26 protein-coding genes, 1 tRNA gene and 1 riboswitch are annotated in these 26,969 nt (G+C 60.2%); of the genes, 17 read left to right on the top strand and 10 right to left on the bottom strand.

What is annotated here, in order from left to right:
• Positions 1-18: 18 nt before the first annotated feature.
• A complete protein-coding gene (locus tag Q0478_RS14275; protein ID WP_298680483.1) occupies positions 19-993 on the top strand; it encodes a PhoH family protein in 975 nt (324 codons plus the stop codon).
• A gap of 172 nt (positions 994-1,165) precedes the next feature.
• Here the strand turns inward: Q0478_RS14275 and Q0478_RS14270 are convergent, their stop codons facing one another.
• On the bottom strand, positions 1,166-1,951 hold the full coding sequence (locus tag Q0478_RS14270; protein WP_298680426.1) for a hypothetical protein: 786 nt from the start codon (positions 1,949-1,951) through the stop codon (positions 1,166-1,168).
• A gap of 115 nt (positions 1,952-2,066) precedes the next feature.
• Between Q0478_RS14270 and ybeY the strand changes: the two genes are divergently transcribed.
• The 5 genes from ybeY to Q0478_RS14245 all read left to right on the top strand — a co-directional run bounded on the left by ybeY (position 2,067) and on the right by Q0478_RS14245 (position 7,286).
• Positions 2,067-2,570, top strand: coding sequence for an rRNA maturation RNase YbeY (ybeY, locus tag Q0478_RS14265; RefSeq protein ID WP_298680424.1), 504 nt, complete (start codon positions 2,067-2,069; stop codon positions 2,568-2,570).
• Between the two features lie 36 nt (positions 2,571-2,606).
• Positions 2,607-3,602, top strand: a complete 996-nt coding sequence (locus Q0478_RS14260) for a hemolysin family protein (RefSeq protein WP_298680423.1) — start codon at positions 2,607-2,609, stop codon at positions 3,600-3,602.
• Positions 3,586-5,184: an apolipoprotein N-acyltransferase gene (gene lnt / locus Q0478_RS14255; RefSeq protein ID WP_298680420.1), complete on the top strand. Its 1,599-nt coding sequence runs from the start codon at positions 3,586-3,588 to the stop codon at positions 5,182-5,184. The genes Q0478_RS14260 and lnt overlap by 17 nt, the downstream gene beginning before the upstream one ends.
• A 44-nt stretch (positions 5,185-5,228) precedes the next feature.
• Positions 5,229-5,277: riboswitch (SAM-SAH riboswitch) on the top strand.
• 4 nt (positions 5,278-5,281) lie between these two features.
• Entirely contained in the window at positions 5,282-6,463 is a 1,182-nt protein-coding gene (gene metK / locus Q0478_RS14250; protein WP_298680419.1) for a methionine adenosyltransferase, read from the top strand.
• 100 nt (positions 6,464-6,563) lie between these two features.
• A complete protein-coding gene (locus Q0478_RS14245; protein ID WP_298680417.1) occupies positions 6,564-7,286 on the top strand; it encodes a tRNA (guanosine(46)-N(7))-methyltransferase TrmB in 723 nt (240 codons plus the stop codon).
• Positions 7,287-7,553: 267 nt separating this feature from the next.
• Here Q0478_RS14245 and Q0478_RS14240 read toward each other — a convergent pair whose 3' ends face one another.
• The 4 genes from Q0478_RS14240 to fabA form a co-directional block, all read right to left on the bottom strand.
• The gene (locus Q0478_RS14240; protein ID WP_298680415.1) at positions 7,554-8,342 is read right to left on the bottom strand and encodes an enoyl-ACP reductase; all 789 of its coding nucleotides are present in this window, start codon (positions 8,340-8,342) and stop codon (positions 7,554-7,556) included.
• A 5-nt stretch (positions 8,343-8,347) separates the two neighbouring features.
• On the bottom strand, positions 8,348-9,577 hold the full coding sequence (gene fabB / locus Q0478_RS14235) for a beta-ketoacyl-ACP synthase I (protein ID WP_298680413.1): 1,230 nt from the start codon (positions 9,575-9,577) through the stop codon (positions 8,348-8,350).
• A 155-nt stretch (positions 9,578-9,732) separates the two neighbouring features.
• Positions 9,733-10,497: a heparin lyase I family protein gene (locus Q0478_RS14230; protein ID WP_298680411.1), complete on the bottom strand. Its 765-nt coding sequence runs from the start codon at positions 10,495-10,497 to the stop codon at positions 9,733-9,735.
• Positions 10,498-10,647: 150 nt separating this feature from the next.
• Positions 10,648-11,157, bottom strand: a complete 510-nt coding sequence (gene fabA / locus Q0478_RS14225; protein ID WP_298680409.1) for a bifunctional 3-hydroxydecanoyl-ACP dehydratase/trans-2-decenoyl-ACP isomerase — start codon at positions 11,155-11,157, stop codon at positions 10,648-10,650.
• Positions 11,158-11,353: 196 nt separating this feature from the next.
• Here fabA and irr point away from each other — a divergent pair, with 196 nt between their 5' ends.
• The 9 genes from irr to Q0478_RS14180 all read left to right on the top strand — a co-directional run bounded on the left by irr (position 11,354) and on the right by Q0478_RS14180 (position 19,561).
• Positions 11,354-11,782, top strand: coding sequence for a Fur family transcriptional regulator Irr (irr, locus tag Q0478_RS14220; protein WP_298680407.1), 429 nt, complete (start codon positions 11,354-11,356; stop codon positions 11,780-11,782).
• Between the two features lie 168 nt (positions 11,783-11,950).
• Positions 11,951-12,940, top strand: a complete 990-nt coding sequence (locus Q0478_RS14215) for an NADPH:quinone reductase (RefSeq protein WP_298680405.1) — start codon at positions 11,951-11,953, stop codon at positions 12,938-12,940.
• Positions 12,941-13,180: 240 nt separating this feature from the next.
• The gene (locus Q0478_RS14210) at positions 13,181-13,783 is read left to right on the top strand and encodes a superoxide dismutase (protein ID WP_298680403.1); all 603 of its coding nucleotides are present in this window, start codon (positions 13,181-13,183) and stop codon (positions 13,781-13,783) included.
• Positions 13,784-13,856: 73 nt separating this feature from the next.
• Complete coding sequence (locus Q0478_RS14205) at positions 13,857-15,077, top strand: TCR/Tet family MFS transporter (protein ID WP_298680401.1); 1,221 nt, start codon at positions 13,857-13,859, stop codon at positions 15,075-15,077.
• A gap of 69 nt (positions 15,078-15,146) precedes the next feature.
• Positions 15,147-16,229 (top strand): Zn-dependent alcohol dehydrogenase, encoded by a 1,083-nt coding sequence (locus Q0478_RS14200; RefSeq protein ID WP_298680399.1) that lies wholly within the window; start codon positions 15,147-15,149, stop codon positions 16,227-16,229.
• A gap of 18 nt (positions 16,230-16,247) precedes the next feature.
• A complete protein-coding gene (locus tag Q0478_RS14195; protein WP_298680397.1) occupies positions 16,248-17,363 on the top strand; it encodes a TauD/TfdA family dioxygenase in 1,116 nt (371 codons plus the stop codon).
• Positions 17,360-17,938: an HD domain-containing protein gene (locus tag Q0478_RS14190; protein WP_298680396.1), complete on the top strand. Its 579-nt coding sequence runs from the start codon at positions 17,360-17,362 to the stop codon at positions 17,936-17,938. Before Q0478_RS14195 ends, Q0478_RS14190 begins: the two co-directional genes overlap by 4 nt.
• A gap of 3 nt (positions 17,939-17,941) precedes the next feature.
• On the top strand, positions 17,942-19,174 hold the full coding sequence (locus Q0478_RS14185) for a mandelate racemase/muconate lactonizing enzyme family protein (protein WP_298680395.1): 1,233 nt from the start codon (positions 17,942-17,944) through the stop codon (positions 19,172-19,174).
• Between the two features lie 54 nt (positions 19,175-19,228).
• Positions 19,229-19,561 carry a metalloregulator ArsR/SmtB family transcription factor gene (locus Q0478_RS14180; protein WP_298680393.1) on the top strand — a complete coding sequence of 111 codons (333 nt, stop codon included), beginning with the start codon at positions 19,229-19,231 and terminating at the stop codon, positions 19,559-19,561.
• 17 nt (positions 19,562-19,578) lie between these two features.
• Here the strand turns inward: Q0478_RS14180 and Q0478_RS14175 are convergent.
• Both Q0478_RS14175 and Q0478_RS14170 read right to left on the bottom strand, forming a co-directional pair.
• Positions 19,579-19,655: transfer RNA gene (locus Q0478_RS14175), tRNA-Arg, on the bottom strand.
• Between the two features lie 108 nt (positions 19,656-19,763).
• The gene (locus Q0478_RS14170) at positions 19,764-20,075 is read right to left on the bottom strand and encodes an ETC complex I subunit (protein WP_298680391.1); all 312 of its coding nucleotides are present in this window, start codon (positions 20,073-20,075) and stop codon (positions 19,764-19,766) included.
• A gap of 163 nt (positions 20,076-20,238) precedes the next feature.
• Between Q0478_RS14170 and uvrB the strand changes: the two genes are divergently transcribed.
• Positions 20,239-22,437, top strand: a complete 2,199-nt coding sequence (gene uvrB, locus Q0478_RS14165; protein ID WP_298680389.1) for an excinuclease ABC subunit UvrB — start codon at positions 20,239-20,241, stop codon at positions 22,435-22,437.
• Positions 22,438-22,676: 239 nt separating this feature from the next.
• Here the strand turns inward: uvrB and Q0478_RS14160 are convergent, their stop codons facing one another.
• A complete protein-coding gene (locus tag Q0478_RS14160) occupies positions 22,677-23,261 on the bottom strand; it encodes a rhodanese-like domain-containing protein (protein WP_298680387.1) in 585 nt (194 codons plus the stop codon).
• A 173-nt stretch (positions 23,262-23,434) separates the two neighbouring features.
• Positions 23,435-23,722: a zf-TFIIB domain-containing protein gene (locus Q0478_RS14155; protein ID WP_298680386.1), complete on the bottom strand. Its 288-nt coding sequence runs from the start codon at positions 23,720-23,722 to the stop codon at positions 23,435-23,437.
• Positions 23,723-23,811: 89 nt separating this feature from the next.
• On the opposite strand from Q0478_RS14155, the gene Q0478_RS14150 reads away from it, so the two are divergent.
• The gene (locus tag Q0478_RS14150) at positions 23,812-24,486 is read left to right on the top strand and encodes a hypothetical protein (RefSeq protein WP_298680384.1); all 675 of its coding nucleotides are present in this window, start codon (positions 23,812-23,814) and stop codon (positions 24,484-24,486) included.
• Between the two features lie 37 nt (positions 24,487-24,523).
• Here the strand turns inward: Q0478_RS14150 and Q0478_RS14145 are convergent, their stop codons facing one another.
• On the bottom strand, positions 24,524-26,812 hold the full coding sequence (locus Q0478_RS14145) for a right-handed parallel beta-helix repeat-containing protein (protein WP_298680382.1): 2,289 nt from the start codon (positions 26,810-26,812) through the stop codon (positions 24,524-24,526).
• Positions 26,813-26,969: the final 157 nt, after the last annotated feature.

The raw sequence follows: 26,969 nt of genomic DNA, 5'->3' as shown, positions 1-26,969 counted from the left end.
GCCACGCCCAGCGAGGTCCTGCTCGATTTTCCCGACAACCGCCTGCTGATCGAGCTCTGCGGCGAATTTGACCGCAACCTCGCCGACATCGAGCAAAAGCTCGCCGTCCAGATCCTGCGCCGCGGCAACCATCTCGCGGTGATCGGCGATGCCTTCCAGACAGAGGCCGCCTCCAAAATCCTGCACAGCCTCTACGGGCGCCTGGAGGCGGGCCGCCCCGTCGAGCCGGGCGATATCGACCGCGCCTATCGCCTCGATGCGGGCCTGGATGCAACCGGCGCCAGCCTGACGCGCGCGCCGGAAGGCCAGATGGAAATGTTCAAATCCGGCAAGATCGAAATCCGCACCCGCAAGAAAACCGTCGAGCCGCGCACCGCCGCGCAAAAAGCCTATGTGCAAAACCTCTTTCACAACGAGCTCGGCTTCGGGATCGGCCCCGCCGGCACAGGCAAAACCTATCTCGCCGTGGCCGTGGGCGTGAATATGTTCATCGAGGGCCATGTTGATCGCATCATCCTCTCGCGCCCCGCCGTCGAGGCCGGCGAGAAGCTCGGTTACCTGCCCGGTGACATGAAAGACAAGGTCGACCCCTACATGCAGCCGCTCTATGACGCGCTGAACGACTTTCTCCCCGGCAAACAGCTCGCCAAGCTGATCGAGGAAAAGCGCATCGAGATCGCCCCGCTGGCCTTCATGCGCGGGCGCACCCTCGCCAATGCCTTCGTGGTGCTCGACGAAGCCCAAAACGCCACTGCCATGCAGATGAAAATGTTTCTCACCCGCCTCGGAGAAGGCTCGCGCATGGTCATCACCGGTGATCGCTCCCAGGTCGATCTCCCCCGCGGCGTCACCTCCGGCCTCGCCGATGCCGAGCGCCTGCTCAAAACCATCCCCAGCATCAGCTTCAACTATTTCACCGCCGATGATGTGGTCCGCCACCCGCTCGTTGCCGCCATCATCAAAGCCTACGACGCCGACGCGCCACAAGGCTGACCCGCTCAGGCCCCAAGGCCACCGGACACACGATCACAGCTCCAGCCCTTCTTCTGGTCAAAAATACCTCGGGGAGTGAGGGTTCAAAAGCCAACAGGCTTTTGAACCCGAGAGGGGCAGCGCCCCTCTCGCGCCGGAGGTCCTACAAGGCAATCCGAAACCTCACGCCGCCTCACACCCTCAGCGCAATGATCTGGGCCCAACCCGCCGCCGCGCTCAAGCGCGACACATCCCCAGAGGTCGTTTTGGCCGTCAACCCCGGATACAACGCCTCAACCCCGTCCAGCTGCGCCAACACATCTGCCCCGGCCTTGACAAGCCCAAGATCACCGCTCGCCGCCATCGCCTCGGCCCGGGCCTGGGCGGTGGCATAAAACCCCCAGCTGTCGCGATACTCAATCGCCATCACCACGCGCCCCGCGTCTACACCGCCCGCATATTCCGCCGCCGCCAGCATGAGCAGCGCGTGCACGGAAATGAGCCTGTCATAAGCACTTGGCCTTGCGAACGCCCCATTCTGCGCCAGCGCGCCCAAAAGCGCCTCATAGGCCGCCGCAACGGCCTCAACATCCCTGCCCCCTTTCACCGCGCCCAGAAAGTCTCCCGCCTCTGCGGCAAAACCGGGCGCGCCCAGTTCAGTCAACGCAGGCGCGATATCCTCGTAAAACGCATGATGGGACTCTTCCAGATGCGCCCGCGCCAAAGCGCGCGCGCCGCCCAAATAGAGCGCCGCAACAATCCGGTAAGTCGCTTCAAAATACCCCAGCCGGGTGAGCAGCCCCGCCGGCCCCGCGTCCAACGCCGCCGCACCCGCTTCGGCCAGCTGCGTGGCCCGGGCCGCTGCGGCCCCCAATAAAGGCAATGTGACAACAGCCCCCGCCAACCCGGCCAACGCCCTACGGCGCGACATCTCCATGCGCGGGCAAGCGGCTGCGCGCGCCATCTCGGTCTGTGACATCCTACAATCCTTTCTCAAAACGTATACCTGATTCTTTTTGTCAGATAAAATCTTTCCCGCCCAACTGTCAAGCAATGGGCTTTATCCTGCGGCCAGAAGCGGCTATCTCCCGCGCATGCTGATAGATCTCGTCACAGAAGACCCCCGCTGGGACACGACCGGCCTCGCCCCTCTCGCAGAGAAAGCCGCAACGGCGGCGCTGGCGGAACTCGGCCTTGCGCCAGAAGCCTGTGAAATCGCCCTGCTCGCCTGTGATGACAGCCGCATCGCCACGCTCAACACCGCATTTCGCGGCAAGGCCACGCCCACAAACGTGCTCAGCTGGCCCGAAACCGATCTCGCACCCAAAGCCGACGGCGACACACCAACGCGCCCCGAGGCGGGCCTGCAAGGGCCCGACGAGGTGGTTTTTCTCGGCGACATCGCCATCAGCTATGACACCTGCGCGCGCGAAGCCGCCGATCAGGGCAAGGCTTTTGAGGCCCATGTCACCCATCTCATCATCCATGCCACCCTGCATTTGCTGGGCTATGACCACATCCGTGACCAAGATGCCACGCTGATGGAAACGATCGAGACAGAAATACTTGGCAAATTGGGCATTGCTAACCCATATTAGACAAGATACGCGGACAGTCCCGCAAGGTAAGGTATTATGGGCGACAGCAAAGACGGATCTTCTAGCGCAGCGCAAAGCGCGCTCCCCCACCCTCCCCTCACATCACAATCAGAGCCACAGCCCCCTGTGAAAACAGGGGTGTTCAAGCGCATCTTCTCAGCCCTCGGCCCCAAAGCCCCCCGCCAGGGCGCGCCCGTGCCGACCTATACGCCGGGGGCGCATATCGCCCATGGGGTGCTCAACCTGCGGCGCATGGCCGTGGAAGATGTCATGCTGCCCGCCGCCGAAATCGTGGCGGTGCCCGCAAACATCACCAAAGACGAGCTCGTCACCGTGTTTCGCGAGAGTGGTCTCACCCGCCTGCCCGTCTATGAAGACACGCTCGACAGCCCCATCGGCATGGCGCACCTCAAGGACTTCGCACTCCAACACGGCTTTAACGGCGCGGCCAAGGGGCGCTTCTCGCTCAAGGCGCTTCTGCGTCCCTTGATGTTCGTGCCCCCGTCCATGCCCATCGGCGTTCTGCTGGCCAAAATGCAGGCCGAGCGCAAACATATGGCATTGGTGATTGATGAATACGGCGGCGTTGACGGGCTTGTGACCATCGAAGACCTGATCGAACAGGTCGTCGGCGAGATCGAGGATGAGCATGACGCCGAGGAAGATGTCTATTTCACCGCCGACAAGAAAGGCGGCTACCTCGCGCTTGCAAAGACGCCTTTGGACGAGTTCGAGCAGGAAATCGGCCTGCCCCTCACCGATGTCGATGAAGTCGACGGCGAAGAGGTAGACACGCTCGGCGGCCTTGTCTTCATGCTCACAGGCCGCGTGCCGGTGCGCGGCGAGGTCGTGAAACACCCTGAGGGCTTTGAGTTTGAGGTGGTCGATGCTGATCCGCGCCGCATCAAGCGGCTGCGCGTGCGCCTGCCGGATCATGCCGAGCGCGCCGCCCGTGCCACAGCGGCCACGCCCAAAACCGCGCCCAACACCACGCCCCCCGCCAACAGCAGCGGCAATGCCGCAGCCTCCTGAGCCTGCCGCCAGCGGCCCCAATACGCCGCAGCATCGCCAGATGGCGCTGGCGGCGCTGGCGGGCGCTGGCACGGCTCTGGGGCTTGCGCCTTTCAATCTCTGGCCACTGGCGCTGCTCGCTCTGGCCGCGCTGCTTGAGGGGCTTTTGCGCGCCCGAGGGCGGCGACACGCCGCCGCACTGGGCTGGGCCGCCGGCACAGGCTATTTTGCCCTCGCCCTGATCTGGATCGTGGAACCTTTCCTGATCGAGCCCTGGCGACATGGCTGGATGGCGCCCTTTGCCTTGTTTTTCATGTCCGCAGGCCTGGCCCTTTTCTGGGCAGGCGCGGCGGCTCTGGCGCAGGGGCGCGGCCGCCTGGGCCTGATCGGCGCGCTTGGGCTGGCCGAATTTGCCCGCGCCCATCTGTTCACAGGTTTCCCCTGGGCGCTGCTCGGATATATCTGGACCGACAGCCCGCTGGCGCTTCTGGCTGCCTTTATCGGCCCGCATGGGCTGACCCTTCTGGCGCTGGCAGGCGCAAGTGCTCTGGCGCTGGCTGTGCCAGCTCTGGTGCTGAGCAGGCTGCCGGGCGCGGCCCTGATGGCCAAAGGGAGGGCCACAAGGCCCCGCCCTGCCTCTTTGGGCGCCCTTCTGCCCCTCTTGGCCTTGCTTGTGGCCTTCGCACTCACGCCCTTGCTGCGTCAAGACAGCCCTGCGCGCGCAAATGCGCCGCTGATCCGCCTGATCCAACCCAACGCCGCGCAACACGAGAAATGGTCACCCGACAGGATCCCCGTGTTTTATGCCCGCCAGCTGGCGTTCACGCGCGCGCCTGCAGCGGGCGGCCAGCGCCCCGATCTGATTGTCTGGCCCGAGACAGCCCTGCCCTGGAGCCTGTCTCAGGCCGGGCCGGAGCTGGCCGAAATATCCGAGGCGGCGGGCGATGTGCCGGTAGTCTTCGGAATTCAGCGCTTTGAAGGGCAAAAACTGCACAACACGCTGGCGCTGCTGTCCGGCACAGGCCAAATCAGCGCGCTCTATGACAAGCATCACCTCGTGCCCTTCGGCGAGTATCTGCCCTTTGGCACGGCCCTCGCCCGCCTCGGGCTGCGCGGTCTGGCCGAGCGCGCCCTCTACAGCTTCTCGCCCGGCTCAGGGCCCAAGCTCATCGACATCCCCGGCCTTGGCCGCTTTGCGCCCCTGATCTGCTATGAGGCCGTCTTTCCCGCCTATGCCAACGCCTTTCACGAGCAAAGCACCCATCTGCTGCAAATCACCAATGACGCCTGGTTCGGCCGCTTCTCCGGCCCACAGCAACATCTCGCACAGGCCCGGATGCGCGCCATAGAACAGGGCAAACCCATGATCCGCAGCGCCAACACCGGCATCTCCGCCATCATTGACGCCCAAGGCCGTGTCACCGCCGCCCTGAAGCTTGGCGAAAGCGGATATCTGGACGCCCCCCTGCCCGCGCCGCTGCCTGCGCCAACACTTTATGCGCGCACCAAAGACATCCCCGCCATCGCGCTGGCCCTCGCGCTGCTGGCCGGTTCTCTGCGCGCGCCAAAGCGCAGAACCCCGCCTGCGCCCAAAGCGCATTGACATTTCCCCCCTAAGCAGCGACCAACAGTCCACGGTTTCAAAATCCGCCGCTCCAACGGCTTCCTGACGGAGCGGAATAACATCAATGGAGCAGCTCATGGCACGTCAGAACTATATTTTTACCTCGGAGTCCGTCTCCGAAGGCCACCCCGATAAAGTCTGCGACCGCATTTCAGACTCCGTCCTTGATGCCTTTCTGACCCAGGAGCCAGAGGCACGCGTCGCCGCAGAAACCTTCGCCACCACCAACCGTGTGGTGATCGGCGGCGAAGTGGGCCTCGCCAATCAGGCCAAGCTCGTGGAATACATGGGCAAGATCGAAGACATCGCCCGCAGCTGCATCCGTGACATCGGCTATGAGCAAGAGAAGTTCCACTGGAACACCTGCGAAATCACCAACCTTCTGCACGAGCAATCCGCCCATATCGCCCAGGGCGTTGACGCCTCCGGCGAGAAAGACGAAGGCGCTGGCGACCAGGGCATTATGTTCGGCTATGCTTGCACCGAGACAGAGGCGCTCATGCCCGCGCCGATCCAGTTCGCCCATGCCATCCTGCGCCGCCTCGCCGAGGTGCGCAAAAACGGCACAGAGCCAACCCTCGGCCCGGATGCCAAATCCCAAATCTCGGTCACCTACCGCGATGGCAAGCCCGTCGGTGTGAGCTCGATCGTGCTCTCCACCCAACACCTCGATGAGCGCATGACCTCCCAAGACGTGCGCGCCGTGGTTGCGCCCTATATCCGCGAAGTGCTGCCCGAAGGCTGGATCCTGCCCGACACCGAATGGCATGTGAACCCGACCGGCAAATTCGTCATCGGCGGCCCCGATGGCGACGCCGGCCTCACCGGGCGCAAGATCATCGTCGATACCTACGGCGGCGCAGCCCCCCACGGCGGCGGCGCGTTTTCCGGCAAAGACCCAACAAAGGTTGACCGCTCCGCCGCCTATGCCGCGCGCTATCTGGCCAAAAACGTGGTCGCCTCGGGCATGGCCGCGCGCTGCACGCTGCAACTTTCCTACGCCATCGGGGTGAGCAAGCCGCTGTCAATCTATGTCGACACCCACGGCACCGGCCAGGTCGAAGACGCCGCCATCGAGCGCGCCGTGGCCCAATGCATGGACCTCACACCCCGCGGCATCCGCCAGCACCTCTCGCTCAACAAACCGATCTATGCACGCACCGCCGCCTACGGCCACTTCGGCCGCGCCCCCGAGGCCGACGGCGGCTTCTCATGGGAGCGCACCGATTTGGTCGAGCAGCTCAAAAAAGCAGTCTGATCCGACAACCCACAAGACGGCGCAAGCACAGAACAGCTTGCGCCTTTTTCACAGGCTCCGCCCCGTTGCGCCTGCTTGGATTTCGCGCTAAAGGCGGCCCATGAGCGATAAACACCCCGAAAAACACCCCTCCGGCGCGCCCTGGCGCAACTTTTATGGCCGCTTCAAAGGCAAGGGCCTGCGCCCTTCTCAAGAAGGCTATCTGGAAGAAGATCTCAAAAGCCTCTCGCCCGGTGCGGTCAGCTGGGAGGAAAACCCCACCCGCAAAAAGATCGACCTCAACGCGCTCTTTGGCACGCGCGACATCTGGCTGGAAATCGGCTTTGGCGGTGGTGAGCATATGGTGCACCAAGCCAGCCAAAACCCCGATACCGGCTTTATCGGATGTGAACCCTATATCAATGGCGTCGCGATGCTGCTGGGCAAAATCCGCAAGGCCAAAAGCCAAAATATCCGCATCCACCCCGGCGACGCCCGCGACCTTTTTGATGTGCTCCCCGATGGCTGCCTGTCGCGCGCCTTTCTGCTCTATCCAGACCCCTGGCCCAAAAAACGCCACCACCGGCGCCGCTTTGTCACCCAAGAACATCTCATCCCCCTGAGCGCCAAACTCAAGCAGGGGGCACATCTGCGCGTGGCCACCGATATCCCCGACTATGTGCGCCAAACGCTGGAAGAAACCCCCAAAGCGGGCTTTAAATGGCTCGCGGAAGGCCCCTCAGACTGGCGCACCCCCTGGGAAGACTGGATCCCGACACGCTACGAACAAAAGGCCCTGCGCGAGGGCCGGACGCCCCACTACCTGACGTTTCGCAAAAGCTGAGCACGGGCAATGAGTATTTTCACCAAGAAAAAACCGAAAGATGCACCCTGTCTGATCCGGCGCGCCTGACACGAACAAGACGCGTCATCACAAACAGGGCGGCTTTTCCTTGGACGCCCATCGGCTCTCCAGCCTGTGACGCCCGTTCACACTAACCACCGCAGGTTAATATTCTCTGAATCTTCAGGCTTTTCTTGGCAAAATACTCTCGGGGGTGCGGGGGCGACGCCCCCGCGGATCGGATTTGCAAAGCAAATTCGAAGGCTCTCAGAGGTTCTCCTGCTGCGGCATTCCCAGCACATGAAAGCCGCCATCCACCCTAATGATCTCACCGGTGGTGCAGGCGCCGGCCTCAGAGGCCAGATAGACAGCCGTGCCACCCACCGCGTCCAGAGTCGCATTGGCCCGCAGGGGCGCGTTCTTGTCGGTATGTTTAAACGTCGCCCGCGCGCCGCCTATGGCCGCACCGGCGAGCGTCTTCATCGGGCCGGGGCTGATCGCGTTCACACGGATGCCCTCAGCCCCAAGGTCATTCGCCAGATAGCGCACAGTTGCTTCCAGCGCGGCCTTGGCCACGCCCATCACGTTGTAATTTGGCGTGACTCGCGTGGAGCCCATATAGGTCAGCGTCAAAAGCGTGCCGCCGTTTTCCACCATCATTGGGTGCGCACGCCGCGCCACCTCGATAAAGCTGTAAGCGCTGATATCCAGAGAGGTTCGGAAGTTTTCGCGGCTGGTATTGAGAATACGCCCGGTGAGCTCGTTCTTGTCAGAGTAGGCAATCGCATGGACAACAAAATCAAGCGTGCCCCAGCGCGCCTGAAGCTGCTCAAAAGCCGCATCGAGCGAGGCATCATCGGTGACATCCACATCGACCATAAAGTCGCTGCCCACGCTGGCTGCCAGCGGCTCCAGCCGCTTGCCAAAAGCCTCGCCCTGATAGGTAAACGCCAGCTCGGCGCCGGCCTCCGCCATCGCCTTGGCAATGCCCCAGGCGATCGAACGCTCATTCGCAACGCCCATGATCAGCCCGCGTTTTCCTGTCATCGCGCCCATCTGCGTTATCCCTTGAACTTTGACAAAATCATCGACCCATTCGTGCCGCCAAAGCCGAAGGAATTGGTCATCACACTGTCCAGCCCCGCATTTTCAACGAGCTTCGTGGCAATCTCGCCTTCGCGAATGGCCGGGTCGAGCGTTTCCACGTTGATGCTGGGGATGATAAAGTCGTGCTCCAGCGCCAGAAGACAGTAAATCGCCTCCTGCGCACCCGTTGCGCCCTGTGAATGGCCCGTCATCGACTTGGTCGAGCTTATCAGCGGCTGTTTCATCCCATCAAAAACGCTGCGCACCGCTTCCACCTCGCCCACATCGCCCACAGGCGTGGAGGTGCCATGGGCGTTGATGTAATCCACCCGCCGCCCCTCGGGCAGCGTGGAGAGCGCCAGCTTCATCGCCCGCATCCCGCCTTCACCTGATGGGGCAACCATGTCGGCGCCATCGCTGGTCGCGCCATAGCCGGTGACTTCTGAATAGATCTTCGCCCCCCGCGCCTGCGCATGGCCCAGCTCTTCGAGCACCAAGATGCCCCCGCCGCCGCCGATGACAAAGCCGTCACGGTGCGCATCAAAGGCGCGGCTCGCTTTCTGCGGCGTGTCGTTATACTTGCTGCTCATGGCGCCCATGGCGTCAAACAGGCAGCTCAAGGTCCAGTCAAGCTCCTCGCCCCCCCCGGCAAACATGATGTCCTGCTTGCCCATCATGATCTGCTCCGCCGCATTGCCGATACAATGCAGGCTTGTCGAGCAGGCGCTGGTGATCGAATAGTTGATCCCCTTGATCTGGTAGGCCGTCGAGAGATTCGCGCTCACAGTTGAACACATGGTCTTGGGAACCGCAAACGGCCCGATCCGCTTGGTCGCGCCCGAGCTCAAGACCGCCTGATGCGCGGTCAGCATGGCACTGGTGGATGGCCCGCCCGAGCCGGCCACAAGCCCTGTGCGTTCGTTGACCACATCGCTTGGCTCAAGCCCCGCATCGGCAATCGCCTGCCCCATGGCAATATGCGCATAGGCCGCTCCGGGGCCCATAAAGCGCAGCGTGCGCTTGTCCACATGCTCGGCCACATCGAGCTTTACATTGCCCGCAATCCGGCTGCGAAAGCCGTGCTCGGCCATATCTTCGTTGAAGGTGATCCCCGAGGTGCCCGCCTTGAGCGCAGCCAGAACCTCCTCTGCATTGTTCCCGATGGATGAGACAACGCCCAACCCTGTGACAACTACTCGGCGCATGTGGCCTCCTACTTTGGTGCTAATGCCTGTGTAGGCGAGCATTGGTAGGAGGGCAAGCGCTTGACGTGTGCTACAACGCCAAACAATGCGGCGGCCTGTCCAGATGTTAGCAGCTGGTCACGGGATAAGCGCCTGAAGCCGAGCAATGCGCATGCTCACTTGCCTTTCTTCACAACCACATCGTCTATGAGCACGGTCGATGTACTGCTGCCCGCGCCGCCTGGCCGATACACGCCAAACTTCATGTGTGGTCTTGCGCAGGGCGCGAAACTGGTTGCCGCATCTGATACAATCGTCCTGCCATTCATTCGTACTGACAATTTGCCGGGCGAAGTTCTTGTATCCAGGTCCAATTCGAACTTTATCGGCTTTCCATAGAGCTGAGGAATTCGCACCGACTGGGCTTGCACTTCACGATGCTGGCCAGCTCCTGCACCAGTCCCGTCTCCGCTCACCTTATGCAACGACCAGACAACCAATCTTCCCTTTTGGGATTTCATCATAGCAAGCGGATAAGCGCTGCAGCCGTTGTCCCAAGAATGTATCTGGAAAAAGGTTTCCCTGTCACCCGTGAACCCTTCCAGAAAAGTCGCTTCAAAGGAGATCATGCTGATAGAGCCGAGTCTCATTTTGGGGTCTTGGCGGACTTCGGCACGCTCCCAATAAGGGGCCCGATGGCGCGGCTTCTGATCAGTGGAGCACTTACCTTTTTCGCCCTGTCGTAAAGTGAATTTCAGCTTCTTGTCGCCATTAATTCTTACCCATGAAACCGACGGGTCCTTTCGGCTGGTGTTTGGAAAGCCACAGTTATCTACGGCCCTGACATTCCAGTCGCGGTCGCGAAATGTCTCGTTAGAGGCCTGCAGTTGTGTCGACAAAGCTAACATTGCCGTAAAACTCATCAAAGCTTTCCAAATCATTTAACTTCCTCCCAAAAAAACGGCCACTAAGTTTGACAGTAACCCAACTCAATAAAGCAACCTTAAAACACGTTCGCGCAAACCATTGAAATCGCGACAGTTCCAAAACCATACGGGACCGCTGATGTCACATAACCTGTTGTTTCAGGATCAACTCTCGCTGAGCGCCACTTTCATATCCTTGACCTCATAGATCACCTCACCATCGGCCTCCACGATCCCGTCAGCCACACCCATGGTCAGCCTGCGGGTCTGGATCGCCTTGGTGAAATCGATCTTGTAGGTCAGCATCTTGCGGTCAGGCCGCACCATGCCCTTGAGCTTCACTTCGCCCACACCCAGCGCATAGCCGCGCCCCTGCCAGCCGCGCCAGCCAAGGTTGAAGCCGGTGAGCTGCCACAGCCCGTCCAGCCCCAGGCAGCCAGGCATGATCGGGTTGCCGGGGAAGTGGCAGTCAAAGAACCAAAGCTCCGGCGTGATATCAAACTCCGCCAGCACATGCCCCTTGCCATGCGCGCCACCATCCTGCGAAATATCGGTGATCCGGTCCATCATCAGCATGGGCGGCTCGGGAAGCTGGGCATTGCCGGGCCCGAATAGCTCGCCACGGGCGCATTTGAGCAGGTCTTCGCGATCAAAACTGCTGGGATAGTGAGCCATGGGGGCCGCCTTTCTGTCTCTGCGTAAGGGTTGTTGACCTCCTCTAGCACCCGGCCCAAGCCCCTTGCAAGGGTGCGCCCGCGCCCTGCGCCTCAAAGCAAGTTGCGAAGCATTCGCACACTCTCTTGAAAGCATGGCATGTTTCGCCCTATATTGGGCCCGTTGCGCAGCCGCGCCTGAAAGAGACACAACACCTATGACCCTGCCACAGGCTTCCACACCCAAAGCGCGCAGCACCCAATGGCTGGCCCAGAAAGGTCTGCGCCCCACGCGCCAGCGCCTTGCTCTGGCCGAGTTGCTTGTGGGCGATGGCAAGCACCGCCATGTCACCGCCGAGAGCCTGTTTGAAGCGTCTCAGGGCTGTGCAGAAACCGTCTCTCTGGCCACGGTCTATAACACCCTGCGCGCCTTCTGCGAGGCAGGCCTCATGCATGAGATCACGGTCGACGGCAACAAAAGCTACTTTGACACCAACACATCCGAGCACCCACATTTCTTCTGGGAAGACAGCGGCGAGCTGACAGATGCCTCCACCGAGCGCATGGAAATCACCAACCTGCCCAGCGCGCCCGCCGATGCCGAAATCGCCTCCGTCGATGTGGTCATCCGCCTGCGCCGCACTTGAGGGCGGAATCTCATAACCTCCAGTTTCTGCCTTGCTCGGAGTAAAGGCCGCAGGCCGCCGAGCATCGGCTGACCGTCCCACGGGCAGGCGATGCTCGGCTGACGCTCGATTTGCGCGCCTTGACGCCCCCCGCCCCTGCGCTAGTCTCGCCCCAAAAGGAGACACCCTATGCGCGCCATCACCTATTCCGCCTTCGGCCCCGCCGCCGAGGTGCTCGCTCTCACCGAGCTTGAGACCCCGACGCCCCAAGCCGGCGAGGTGCTGGTGCGCCTCGCGCTTTCCGGCGTGAACCCGTCGGATGTGAAGGCCCGCGCAGGCGGGCGCCCCGGCGTCACAAAGCCGCCTTTCCCCCAGATCATCCCTCACTCCGATGGCGCAGGCGTGATCGAGGCCGTGGGGGCGGGCATTGACCCCGCCCGCGTGGGCGAGCGCGTCTGGGTCTACAACGGCCAGTGGCAGCGCGCCCAAGGCACCTGCGCCGAATATATCGCGCTGCCCGCCGCCCAGGCCGTGCCGCTTGGCGATCACAGCTTTGAAACCGGCGCAAGCCTTGGCATCCCCGCCATGACAGCCGCGCATTGCGTGCTCGGCGGTGGCGATGTGGCGGGCAAAACCGTGCTGGTGTCGGGCGGCGGCGGCTCTGTCGGCTTCATGGCCGTGCAGCTCGCCAAATGGGCGGGCGCGCGTGTGATCGCCACCGCCTCCGCCGGCCCCTCGGCCGATCATGCCGCCGCTGCGGGGGCCGATCTGGTGCTTGATCACCACTCGCCCACTCTGGCCGAGGATATCCTGCAAGCCACCTCGGGCAACTTCATCTACCGCGCGGTTGAATGCGAGTTCGGCGCAAACATCGCGACACTGGCCGAGGTCATGGCTCCCAACGGGACCATCTCCGCCTACGGCTCTGCCCTTGAGATGACGCCGACTCTGCCTTTCGGCCCGCTCCTCTTCAAAGCGATCACCATCGACATTGCGCTGGTTTACATCCTGCGCGAGGCCGAGCGGGCGCAGGCCATCGCGCACATCCACCGCGCACTCACCGCAGGGGCGCTCACCGCGCGGGTGCACAAAGTCTTTGATCTGGCAGAGGCTGCAAAAGCCCATGAGGCCGTGGAGGCCGCAAACCGCCACGGGGCCATTCTGGTAAACACCGCCTAAAGGCTGCGCACGGCGCATTAGCTAATTTTGTCTTAACAAAAACGGTGCATCAGGCGGTGCACGCTTGGTGCACGGATTGTGCACGCATATCACCCCCCCTATTATTGGCAGGGTTGAGCGCCGTTAACCCGCTGGGACGGTGCTCAAATGAGGGCTTTTTTTGCCCCCTGCCCCTTGACCTTTCCCGCCCCAAGGCCCCATCTGAGCACAAGATAAACGCGAACTCCAAAGGGGACACCAATGGCTTTTGAACTTCCAGACCTTCCATATGCACACGACGCGCTCGCAGGCCACGGCATGTCTGCCGAGACCCTCGAATACCACCACGATCTGCACCACAAAGCCTATGTCGACAACGGCAACAAGCTCATCGCCGGCACCGAGTGGGAAGGCAAGAGCCTCGAAGAGATCATCGTCGGAACCTACGACAAATCTGCCGTGGCGCAGAATGGTATTTTCAACAATATCAGCCAGTTGTGGAACCACAACGAATTCTGGCAGATGATGAGCCCAACCACAACAGCCATGCCTGGCGCGCTCGAAAAAGCCATCACCGAGAGCTTTGGCTCGGTCGCCAAATTCAAGGAAGACTTCGCCGCCGCAGGCGCGGGCCAGTTCGGCTCCGGCTGGTGCTGGCTTGTGCAAAACGCCGACGGCTCCCTCGCCGTCACCAAGACCGAAAACGGCGTCAACCCGCTCTGCTTTGGTCAGACAGCCCTGCTCGGCTGCGATGTTTGGGAGCACAGCTACTACATCGACTTCCGCAACAAGCGCCCCGCTTACCTCACCAACTTCCTCGACAATCTGGTAAACTGGGAAAACGTGGCCAGCCGCCTCGGCTAAGCCTCTGTAAAACCAAACCTTTAAGCGCCTCGCAAGCATCCCTTGTGAGGCGTTTTACTTCGAAAGCCCGCCCATGTCCTCGCGCCTGCCCGTCTTTTTCATCGTCATGACCGTGGTGATTGATGCCATGGGCATCGGCCTCATCGTGCCGGTGATGCCCGCGCTCTTGCGCGAGGTTCAGGGGGCCGATCTGGGGCAGGCTGCCGTATGGGGCGGTATTCTCGCCACCTCCTTTGCGGTGATGCAATTTCTGTTTTCCCCTTTGTTGGGGGCGCTTTCCGACCGCTTCGGGCGCCGCCCCGTCCTGCTTGTTAGTCTTTTGGTCATGTCTGCGGATTACGTTGTCATGGCTCTTGCAGGGTCGATCTGGCTATTGCTGGCTGGCCGCCTGATCGGAGGGATCACAGCGGCGACTCACAGCACCGCGATGGCCTATATGGCCGATATTTCGGCCCCGCATGAAAAAGCCGCCCGATTTGGCCTTATCGGGGCCGGTTTCGGGATCGGATTTGTCATTGGCCCGGTTTTTGGCGGGCTTTTGGCCGATTACGGCACCCGTGCGCCTTTTTGGGCTGCGGCGGCGCTGGCGCTGCTCAACGCGGGGCTCGGCTATGTGGTGCTGCGTGAAACCGTGACCCGGCGCAGGGTCAGGCGTTTTGAGGCCCGCCGCGCCAACCCCTTTGGGGCCCTGCGCGCGGTCGCCCGGCTTGACGGGCTCAAACGGCTGCTGGCGGTCTATTTCTTTTTCAATATCGCCACGCATGTTTACCCAGCCGTCTGGGCCTATTTCGTGACCGAGCGCTTCGCCTGGCCAGCAAGCACCATCGGCCTCAGCCTCGGCCTTTATGGCATTGGCTTTGCCTTTGCACAGGGGCTTTTCGTGCGCCCTGCCATGCGGATCCTGGGCGAGCGGCGCGCTGTTGTCACGGGCATGGGCTTTAGCATGGCTTCCTTTCTGATGCTCACTGTCATCACCGATGGCACCTTGCTGCTCTGGCTGATCCCGCTGTTTTCGCTCGGTGCCATCGCCATGCCCGCCCTTCAGGGGGCCATGTCCAAAGCCGCGCCTGACAATGCTCAGGGCGAGCTGCAAGGCGTGCTTGGCTCGCTCGCGTCGCTCTCCATGATCCTGTCTCCATTGATCATGACCCAGGCTTTCGCACAATTCTCCCGCCCTGAGGCCGCGCTCTATCTGCCCGGTGCGCCCTTCTTGTTGGCCGCGCTCATCATGGGTCTGGCGCTCATCCTCTACATCAGCGACAAAACCAGCCGCCATATCCAAAACGCGACGTAACGACGTCGTCATTCAGGCTTGCAGCCCCGCGCAAGGCTTGTCAGGCTCGCTCCAAACAGGGAGAGTCATATGACAACAATCAAAGCCGCCGTTTGCCACGAATTCGGCAAACCTCTGACCGTCGAAACTGTCGAGCTGCGCGCGCCTCAAGACGGCGAAGTCGAAGTCACTCTCGACGCCGTAGCGATCTGCCACTCCGATATTTCCTATGCCGATGGCGCGTGGGGCGGCTCGCTTCCGGCGGTCTATGGCCACGAGGCCGCAGGGCGCATCACAGCCCTTGGCGCGGGTGTCAAAGGCTTTGCTTTGGGCGACAGTGTCATCGTCACGCTCATCCGCGCCTGCGGCACCTGCCCCTCCTGCGCGGGTGGCAAACCCGTCATCTGCCAAACGCCCTATGATGGCGACCACGGCCCGCTCAAAACCGCCGACGGCGGCAAGCTGCACCAGGCCATGGCCTGTGGCGCTTTCGCCGAGAAAGTCGTGGTCGATCAGAGCCAGATCGTCGTTATCCCGCATGAGATGCCCAAAGACGCCGCCGCGCTGATTTCTTGCGGGGTCATCACCGGCGTCGGTGCGGTGGTCAATGCCGCCCAGCTCAGGGCCGGTCAGGATGTCGTGGTCATCGGCGCAGGCGGCGTGGGCCTCAACGCCATTCAGGGCGCGCGCATCGCTGGCGCGCGGCGTATCGTGGCTGTCGACATGAGCGAGGACAAACTCGAGGTCGCCAAGCAGTTCGGCGCAACAGACGGCGTGCTCGCCACCGAAAAATCCCCTTGGCGCGCCGCAAAAGAGGCCATGGGCCGTGGCGCAGATGCCGTGCTTGTCACCGTCGGTGCCCCACGCGCCTATGACGAGGCCCCGCGCTATCTTGCCTATGGCGGCAAGGTCATCATGGTCGGTATGCCCGCAACGGGCGCGTTTTCCAGCTATGAGCCAGCCAATTTCGCCGCCGTGGGCCAGTCCATGATCGGCTCCAAAATGGGCGATACCGTCATCCAGCGCGACATCCCTTGGATGGTCGATCTTTACGGTCAGGGCCGCCTCAAGCTTGATGAGCTGATCTCCAACCGCTTCACGCTTGAGCAGATCAACGAGGCCATCGCCGACACCAAGACAGGCAAGGCCAAGCGTAACGTCATCGTCTTTTAAGCGCGGGAGGGAAACGCCATGCCAGACAGCCTGATCGAAGCCGAAGGCCGCATACTGCGCGTCAACGGGCAACGCTTTCACGCCGTCTGGCTGCGCGACAATGCGCTGGATGCTGAGACCCGCGACCCAAACAATGGCCAGCGCCTCATCACGCTGGCCGACATCCCCGCAGATGTGACGCTCAGCGCAGCGCAAATGACAGGCGACAGTGTTGAAATCACCTTCGCGCCTGAAGAAAAAACCGTCAGCTTCCCCCTCAAATGGCTCAAGGATCACGCCTACGACACCCCTCAGGAGCGCTCCAGAGGCCATATGCCGCCTCAGAGCACCCCTTGGGGCTCTGGTTTGCAGTCTGCCGTTCCTACGGCCCCCCTGGGCGCGCTCAAGGCCTATGAGGCCACGCGCTTTAGCTGGCTTGATGCGATCCGCAGTTACGGCTTCGCCAAAGTCACCGAGATGGAGGGCCGCGAGGGCGAGCTTTTCGAAATCGTCGATCTCTTCGGCTATGTGCGCGAAACAAACTATGGCCGCCATTTTGAGGTGCGCACTGAGGTGAACCCTGTCAACCTCGCCTACACAGGCCTCGGCCTTCAGGCGCATACGGACAACCCCTACCGCGACCCACAGCCCACCCTGCAAGTGCTCGCCTGTTTGGAGAATTCCGCTGAGGGCGGTGAGAACATGGTGGTCGACGGCTTTGCCTGCGCGCTCAGGCTCAAGGAAGAAGACCCCGAGGGCTTCGCCGCGCTCACAAGTCACTCCGCACGCTTTGCCTATACGGGCAGCGCAGGCGTAGCGCTGCACGCGCGCCGCCCGATGATCGAGCTTTTGCCCGAAGGCACGCTGCAAGCCGTGCGCTTCAACGCCCGCTCCGCCGCGCCGATCACCGATGTGCCCTTTGAAGCGATGGAAACCTACTACCGTGCTTACCGCCGCTTCTCCGAGCTGGTCGACAGCGCGGAAATGCAAGTCAGCTTCAAGCTCGCCAAGGGCGAGGCCTTTATCGTTGATAACACCCGCGTTCTGCATGCCCGCAAGGGCTATTCGGGGACAGGCACCCGCTGGCTGCAAGGCTGCTACGCCGACAAGGACGGGCTTCTCAGCACCCTCGCAGCACTTGAGGCCGCCATATGAGCACGCCCCTCACCCGTGATACCATCGTGGCCTTTCTGGGCGATATCTTTGCGCGCTGCGGGCATGAGGAATACCTCGGCGAGCCCGTCACCATGGCCCAGCACATGCTGCAAGGGGCCACTCTGGCGCAACAGCAGGGCCTGCCTGAAGACATCATCGTCGCCGCGCTCTTGCATGACATCGGCCATTTCACCTCCGAGTTCGGCACCTTCTCGATGGAAGACACCGAAGACCGCTTTCATGAAGAAGCCGGTGCAAAGGTTCTGGCCGAGTTCTTCCCCTCGGTCGTCACAGACTGCGTGCGCCACCATGTCGCCGCCAAGCGCTACCTCTGCGCCACGCGCCCGAGCTACTATGACCGCCTGTCTGAAGCCTCGATCCACTCGCTCAATCTGCAAGGCGGCCCGATGAGCCCCGAAGAAGTCACCGCTTTCGAGCAAAACCCGAACCTGCAAAAGATCATCCAGGTTCGCTACCTTGACGAAGCGGGCAAGCATCCGACCATGCAAACCCCCGATTACTGGCATTTTGCCCCGATGGTGCAGCGCATCGTCGATCAGCACCTAGGAGCCTGACCCATGCACCTCAAAGACCTCGATATCATCGTGACAGCCCCTCCTGCGCCCGGCTGGGGCGGGCGCTACTGGATCTTGGTGAAAGTCACGACAGACACGGGGCTTGTGGGCTGGGGCGAGTGCTATGCAAGCTCTGTTGGCCCAAACGCCATGCGCGCGGTGATTGAAGATGTGTTTGCGCGCCATATGGAAGGCGAAAACCCTGAAAACATCGAGTTGATGTTCCGCCGCGTTTACTCCTCCGGCTTCACCCAACGCCCCGATCTGACCGTCATGGGGGCCTTCTCAGGCCTTGAAATCGCTTGCTGGGATATTCTGGGCAAGGCACGCAACCGCCCCGTCTATGCCCTCCTTGGCGGGCGTATGAACGCGCGCATCCGCACCTACACCTACCTCTACCCGCTGCCGCATCACGATATGGACAGCTTCTTCATCGACCCCGACGCCGCCGCCGAAAGCGCGCTGGACTGTGTCGCGCGCGGCTATACCGCCGTCAAGTTTGACCCCGCAGGCCCCTACACCCTGCGCGGCGGCCATATGCCCGCAATGAGCGACATCTCCATGTCCGTCGCCTTCTGCAAAGCCATCCGCGAAGCGGTGGGCGATAAAGCCGACCTCCTGTTTGGCACTCATGGCCAGTTCAACACAGGCGGTGCCATCCGCCTCGGTCAGGCCATCGAGCCTTACTCTCCCCTCTGGTATGAAGAACCAACCCCGCCTGACAATATCGAGGATATGGCCCGTGTCGCGCGCAACGTGCGCATCCCCGTGGCCACAGGCGAGCGGATGACCACCAAGGCCGAGTTCGGCGCTGTCCTGCGCGCAGGCGCTGCCGAAATTTTGCAGCCTGCCTTGGGCCGCGCGGGTGGCATCTGGGAGATGAAGAAAGTTGCCGCCATGGCGGAATGCTACAACGTGCAAATGGCACCACACCTCTATGCCGGGCCTGTTGAATGGGCCGCAAACCTGCATCTGGCCACCTCGATCCCCAATCTGCTCATCGCCGAAACGATCGAGACAGACTTCCACGATGCACTCATTCACGGCTCAATCCGTGTGGAGAACGGCTTTGTGCGCCTTTCTGAAGCGCCCGGCCTGGGAATTGAGGTCAATGAAGAGCTGGCCCGGGCGCACCCCTATCATGGCGAGGCCCTGCATTTGCAGATGCAGGAAGAGCCCTGTGACTATCAAAATGGCAACAATTTCCAAGGCGGCGCACCTGCGACAACCCTCTAACTCGCCAAAACCAAAACGGCGTGATACATAGGGGAAAACCTATGTGAGTAAACCATGCTGCAAGAGCCTTCCGCACCGCCCTCTGAAATGGCCCAGAACGCCGCCGATGCGGCCTCCTATCTCAAGACGCTGGCCCATGAGGGGCGGCTGATGATCTTGTGTCATCTCGGATCAGGTGAAAAATCGGTGGGTGAGCTTGAGCAGCTGCTCGATCTGCGCCAGGCGGCTGTGAGCCAGATGCTGGCCCGCCTGCGCGATGATGGCCTTGTCACCACCCGCCGCGAAGGCAAAACGATTTTCTATGCTTTGGCCGACGAGAAAACCTCGGAGGTCATCTCCATGCTCTACCGCCTTTTCTGCGCCCCCGCTGGCGCAACCTGCCGGTAGCCAAAACTCTCGGTAAATGGCGATCCCGGAAGGACTCGAACCCTCAACCTGCTGATTAGAAGTCAGCTGCTCTATCCAGTTGAGCTACAGGACCGTCAGACGATGTTTTGGGCAAAGCCTGCGCAGAAGGCAATAGCGGAGTGTGCCCAAAGCGGCCCCACCGCAGGATTTTTGAAAAATCCTGGGCCAAGCCGCCGGCGTTTCAGTGGGTCCAGGCGCCGCGGCGGTTGGTGGCAAAATTCTCGCCATAGCCACCGGGGCGGATGTTGGCCTTGCGCGGTTTTGGCTCTCGCACCACAGCCTCAAGGCCATGTGCCTGCGCATACTCAAGTGCGGCGTCTTTGCTCTCAAAGCGCAGCTTCACTTGGGCCTGCGTATCATCAGATGAGGTCCAGCCCATCAAAGGATCAACCTGACGGGGCGACGATGGTGCAAACTCCAGAACCCAGCTTTTCGTCTTGGCTGTTCCCGATTGCATGGCGTTTCGGGCGGGCTTGTAAATGCGTGCGCGCATGGGGAGGCTCCTCTAACTGTCAGAGGTTATCCAAGATTTGCCCTGAGGCTGCAAGACAGAAAAACAAAGGCCTTTATCGTTTGCGCAAACCCGTCATGCGCAAGGCCTTGCAATTTAGCCCCAATAGCTCAAGTTATAAGACTGCACCAATTGCGAGCTCCTCATGCCCCATGTCCACACCGATTCAACGCCCGCCCTCATCAATGCCCCCTCAAGCGATGTGCGCGGCCGCGAAAAGCTCGAAGGCGGCAAGCGTTTTGTGATGCACACACCCTTTACGGCAGCGGGCGACCAGCCCACAGCCATCGCAGAGCTGGCCCAGGGCATCCTTGAGGGCGAACGCAACCAGGTGTTGCTGGGCGCAACCGGCACAGGCAAAACCTTCACCATGGCCAAGGTTATCGAAGAAACCCAGCGCCCCGCTATCATCCTTGCCCCCAACAAAACCCTCGCCGCCCAACTCTACGGCGAGTTCAAAGGCTTCTTCCCTGAAAACGCGGTCGAATATTTTGTCAGCTTCTATGACTACTACCAGCCCGAAGCCTATGTCGCCCGCTCTGACACCTTCATCGAGAAGGAAAGCCAGATCAACGAACAGATCGACAGAATGCGCCACTCCGCCACCCGCGCGCTGCTTGAGCGTGACGATGTCATCATCATCGCCTCGGTCTCCTGTATCTACGGCATCGGGAGCGTTGAAACCTACGGCGCGATGACCCAAGACCTCGAAGTCGGCGAGACCTACGACCAGCGCAGCATCATGGCCGACCTTGTCGCGCAACAATACAAGCGCAACGATGCGGGCTTTCAGCGCGGCTCCTTTCGCGTGCGCGGCGATAGCCTCGAGATCTGGCCTGCCCACCTTGACGACCGCGCCTGGAAACTGAGCTTTTTTGGTGAAGAGCTTGAGAGCATTCAGGAAATCGACCCGCTCACCGGCGAGAAGGCCGGCAATATGGACAAGGTGCGCGTCTACGCCAACTCGCACTATGTCACCCCCAAACCAACCCTTCTGCAAGCCATCCAGCAGATCAAGGCCGAGCTGCGCACCCGCCTTGACCAGCTTGTGAGCGAAGGCAAACTGCTCGAAGCCCAGCGCCTTGAGCAGCGCACCAACTTTGACCTTGAGATGATGGAAGCCCAAGGCTTCTGCAACGGGATCGAGAACTACTCGCGCTACCTCACGGGGCGCAAAACAGGCGAGCCGCCCCCCACGCTGTTTGAGTTCATCCCCGACAACGCCATTGTCTTTGCTGACGAGTCACACGTCTCCGTGCCCCAGATCGGCGGGATGTATAAGGGCGACTACCGCCGCAAATTTACCCTCGCCGAGCATGGCTTCCGCCTGCCCTCGTGCATGGACAACCGCCCGCTCAAGTTCGAGGAATGGGACGCCATGCGCTCCCAGTCGGTTTTTGTCTCCGCGACCCCCTCCAAATGGGAGCTGGAGCAATCCGGCGGCGTCTTTGCCGAGCAGGTCATCCGCCCCACGGGCCTGCTTGACCCCGTGGTCGAAATCCGCCCCGTTGAAACACAGGTCGATGACCTGCTCGATGAGGTCAAACGCGTCGCCGCTCTCGGCCAGCGCGTGCTTTGCACCACGCTGACAAAGCGCATGGCCGAAGACCTGACCGAATATCTGCACGAACAGGGCGTGCGCGTGCGCTACATGCACTCTGACATCGACACTTTGGAGCGGATCGAAATCCTGCGCGATCTGCGGCTTGGCGCGTTTGATGTGCTCATCGGCATCAACCTTCTGCGCGAGGGGCTTGATATTCCCGAGTGTGGGCTTGTGGCCATTCTGGACGCTGACAAGGAGGGGTTTTTGCGCTCCGAAACCTCGCTCATCCAGACAATCGGCCGCGCCGCGCGCAACGCCGAAGGCCGCGTGATCATGTATGCCGACCGAATCACAGGCTCCATGGAGCGCGCTTTGGGCGAAACAGACCGCCGCCGCGCCAAACAGATCGCCTACAACGAAGAACACGGAATCACCCCCGAGACCGTCAAGAAAAACGTCGATGACATCCTCTCCGGCCTTTATCAGGGCGATGTGGATATGAACCGCGTCACCGCCAAGATTGACCCGGCCTTGCAAGGCGGCAACCTGCAAACCGTGCTCGAAGGCCTGCGCCTTGATATGCGCAAAGCCGCCGAAAACCTCGAGTTCGAAGAGGCCGCAAGGCTCAGAGACGAGGTCAAACGGCTTGAAGCTGTGGATTTGGCTGTGTCCGACGACCCGCTGGCGCGCCAATCCGCCGTCGAGGCCGCGGCTGACGAAGCCAAAAAAGCACGCGGCCGCTCAACAGCCGGCCGCCCGGGGCAAAGGGGCGGGAATGTAAAGCGGCGGGGGCGGTAAGCTATTGATATTGAAGAAGGGCACTCCCCTAACTTATTGGCTTCTTCTGTGCGCGGAATCAAGGCCGCAGGCCGCCGCGCAACGGGTCACATTGCTTTTGGCAATGTGACTGGGCCGCCCCACGGCACGGCGATTTGGCTGAAGTATGCGCAATGTAGTGATGTTAGAAGGATTTGGCTGGCATAAAGCGCCATAAACCTACCTTTCAATCGCCGCACCCCGGCCCAACGACGCGCACCTCACTTCCCCGTCACAGTCAGCCCGAGCATACGCCAGCCCTGCATCCCGGGGCGGTAATAATAGAGCTTTTCGGCGGGAAAGCCCGCTTCGATCATGCGGCGCGCGGCGGTGGGCGACTGGCCGCACCACGGCCCGTTGCAATAGAGCGCCGCGCTTTTCACGCCCTCTCCCTCACAGATAAACCCGTCAAAATCAGGCTCGCAGCCCAGCTCGCCCAGCCTGTCGGCGGCCTCCGTATAGGGCACGTTCACAGCCCCCGGAATGGCCCCGCCCGCAAAGTCGCGCGGCACGCGCCCGTCGATCACCACAACTTCGGGATCATTGAGAAATTCCAGAAGCTCCAGCTCGCCAATCGGCGTCACACCGGGCGCCGGAATGATGGGTTGAACGCAAAAATTGGGACATTCCCGCGAGGTCAGCGCCCAGTCACCCGAAATCTTGTTCTCAAGGTCCTGAATACGCGAAATTTTAACCTCTCCTTGCGGCGTTTGCACCGAAACAGAGCGCATGGACTTGGTGATTGAAACATCCTGCGCCTGTGCGGCACTTGCTGCCAGAAAACACGTTAAAACCAAGCGTTTCATCAGAAAATCGCCTCAAACAAACGGGACAAACGGCACGCCACAGCCGGAAAGCATCCCAAGAGCCGTCAAACACAAAAAATATCGCATTATTCTTCCTTTTTTATCCATTTGTAGCCTGCAAAAGCCCAATTGGTCAAAGGAAGCCGGAACAGAGGCGAGCGGAGCGCAGTTTCTCAATCAAAATCGAACAAATCTTCCAAGATATCCGCAAAACCGCTTTTGCGTTTCTTTTTGCGGCTCGTCTCGCGATAACCGCGCGCATCTTCGCGCCGCGAATCATGTTCCGTCTGCGCACTCCGAGCTGGTTCCGGGCGCAGAGCAGGTTCGCTGGCCGCAACGGCGATAATCTTGTCCAATTCGCCCCGATCCAACCAAACCCCGCGACAGCGCGGGCAATAGTCAAGCTCCACACCGCTGCGCTCGGTAATGACAAGCAGTTCTCCGTCAACTGGACATTTCATAGTCGCACCTTTCCTGAGTTTTTAACAAGATAAGGTGCCTTGTGCTGGCTTCAAGCGCGTTAACCAAACCTTCATTCATTTTAAGGAAAGTGAACACCGGATTAAGCATGATGTTCAGATGTGTTCTTTTTTTCCTGCTGGCCTTTGCCAGCACTGCCCTCGCGGGACCTTGGCCACGCGGGGCTGGTAACATTTTCGCCATGACCTCTCTTCAGATCAGCGCGCCAAACCTGGGGACGCCCGCAAACTACTATGTGAGCAACTACATTGAATATGGCCTCACCAAAGAGCTCACACTGGGAACAGACATTGGTCATTCTGTTTCGGGGGACTCAAAGGCGATCTTGTTCCTGCGCAGCCCCATATTTCGCCAGATTACCCCACATCTCTTTGCCGCAGAGTTGGGAATTGGCAAAGTTGCCGAAGACTTTGTTGTCCGGCCAGGCCTGACCTACGGACGCAGTTTTTCAAATGGCACAGGCTCGGGCTGGATGACCGTTGATATTTTGTTGGAACACCATTTGGGGCGCAATCGAACGGATAGAAAACTTGACTTAACCTACGGCAGAAACCATCGCGGTGGCTTCAAATCGATGTGGCAAATTCAGGCGGGTCGCCAAAGAGGTGACCCAAGTTTTTTGCGCATAGCGCCGTCGTTTGCTTTGCCCATGGGCCCGTCTGCGCATTTTGAGCTCGGCGCTTCCGTCGCTCTGACCGGCGGGCGCGAATACGGGCTAAAGATCGGACTTTGGAAAGCGTTTTAGGGCGAGGCGCGCCAACGCCCCACCCTATAGAACAAGCCTAAATTGGTGTATCCATCCGCATCGTCACGACGACCTGGCCGCGCACTGGCTGCTCCCAATTGACATAAACCTGATCGTTGTTGGTTCCTTGAGAAATATCGACATAAGGCATGTCAAACCGCTTCACATTGGAGGCGTTGCGGATGGCCCCTTCTGCAACCACAGATTCTACCTTGCGAACCCAACCTCCGAACGGAAGCTGCGGACTTCCCGAGATAACCCAACGGTCACTCTCGGTCTGCTCTGTATGCGAAAACACCAGCGGGTTGACCGTTGCCACGTCAACAGCTGCATACATGTTGTCACGCCAGACAATATTTTTCATGCGGCTATAGTTGAAGTCGGCAAAGCTGGTATCAATTCGCTCCACCCGCTCAATTGATCCACCGATAATTCGGAAGAAATTGCCCTGCACATTCAACCCATTGATGAAGTGACCACTGCCATGAGGTTTGACAACAAAGTAGCTGAACCAAGGCGCCACATGGCTTGCGAGGAAAATATTGTTGGAGATGTTGAGCTGGCTAAACGAATACTCCGCACTAAACCCAGGTTCGTCATCATGTTCATTGGTCCACTCGATAAAACAGTTGTCAATGTAGTTGCCATCAATCGTCGCGCGCGTGTTGGAGCCCGTAAGCACAAGCCCCCCGAGGCGCAATCCATTGGTTTCCCCATCGCCCTGAAAGAAATGGTTGCCCGTGATAATCGAGCCGGACCCCCCAATGACAGCAAAATGGCGGAATTTGACCGCCCGATTGTTGCGCAACTTAATATCGTTGCCATTGGTATTCAGAGCAATGGTGGTCCGATCTTGCGAGGGCACTGGGTTTTCATTTGAGAGAAATTGGCACCTGTCCACATGAAGCCCTTGGCACCCCTCCCCTGGGCTGGTGATGCCACGATCTTTTGGGCCTGTAAAAAAGCAGTTTTCGACAGAAAAAATCAGCCCTGTCGGCGCGAGAAGAATACCGCTGGCCTCTCCTTGAAGGCGAAACTCTATATCTTCAAGCGAGAAGCGATCCAGATCCTGCATCCCCGAAAAATCCAGGACGTATTTGAAACGGCGGAAGGTATAGTTTTGGGTGCCCTCGGCATCATAAAGCCGTTTGGACAGCGTGATTTCTTGGGCCGCAATGTTTTTTGCACGGACGTATACTTCACGCCCAACACCATTTCCTTCCACCAAAGCACCAACAGGAATAGTCGCAATATTTGTGACCCCAGTTAGTTTGAAGCTGTTTGAGCTTGAATAAGTTCCCTGCCCTGAGAAGACCTCCGTATCCCAAGCGGCCCCAGACTTTACGTCAAATTGACCGCTGTGGATGTGACGGCGCGTTGAATAAGTATCACGTCCAACAACCGCTTGCACATCAATGGGTTGCGTGATGCTGATGCGGCGGCCACCCATATTCAGGGATTCATGATCAGAGCTGCCAAACAGAGCTTGCAGTGCTTTCTTGAAAGCAAGTTCTTCATCGCCAAACGCGTCGATATAGGCCGGCAAATCAAAGTTCTTAGTCAGGGCAAAAGCATGATCGTCCGCCATGGTGATGGTGCCCTCAAAGCGAACACGGTGCTCAAATGTGATGCTGTCTCCGAGAAAGTAAGTGCCCTTGGACACAAGAATGCAACGGCCATCCGCCGCCGCATCCGCCGCCTCAAAGGCGGCCAAATCATCTGAAACACCATCGCCGACGGCACCAAAATCTCGCACATCCACCATCGCGAGCATATCGCGTAGAAACGCGCTTGTGATGTCTTCTACGACGATATCATCAATGCGCACGACTCCACCCGTTGTCCCACTCAAATCAAGGCCAATATGGGCAAAGGCTGCCTCACGCCCCCAAGCCAGATCCACTCCGCTTCGGTTGCCCATGCCAATAATCGCTGAAACTTCGTTCACCTCACCGTAAGAGCTCAGAGGCACCTCTGGTCCTTGCTCGATCACCCCGGCCAAATGCCCTCCCGAGGAAGATCCCGCCCAAGCCGCTATTCTGACGCTGGGCAGCGGACCACTGACAGCTTTCACCTTTGCACGGACTTGAAGGTAGCACCCGGGCAGAATGGGTGTCTGCGCCATAGACCGCAGTTTTTGGGTGGCATCCGATTTTACAAGCTCAAGGCAGCCACCAAAGTCAGGGTCTGCGGGCACAAAGGCAGCGTTCGGGCTGTTGGCATAGGTATCAGAGCCAGGCGTTCCGTTTTGACTTGACCAAAGATCAAGACCATCCACGAATTTTGGCGGCATCAGCTGCACACCGTCCGTAATCACTTTGTTCATAGTGTCCCTTTCCTCGCCCGCAAAGGCAGATTGAGCATTCAAAATCTTGCGGTAACCCGCAGAGTTCAGGGAATTATCTATGAATGGTTAACAGTGCCTCACAGCAGCGCGCGCTGCGCGCGCGTAGCCGGCTGAGAGCAGGCCTGCGATGCCACGG

Source organism: uncultured Lentibacter sp. (genome assembly GCF_937123735.1).
Classification (GTDB): Bacteria; Pseudomonadota; Alphaproteobacteria; order Rhodobacterales; family Rhodobacteraceae; genus Lentibacter.
This window is presented reverse-complemented; position numbering and strand designations above follow the sequence as displayed.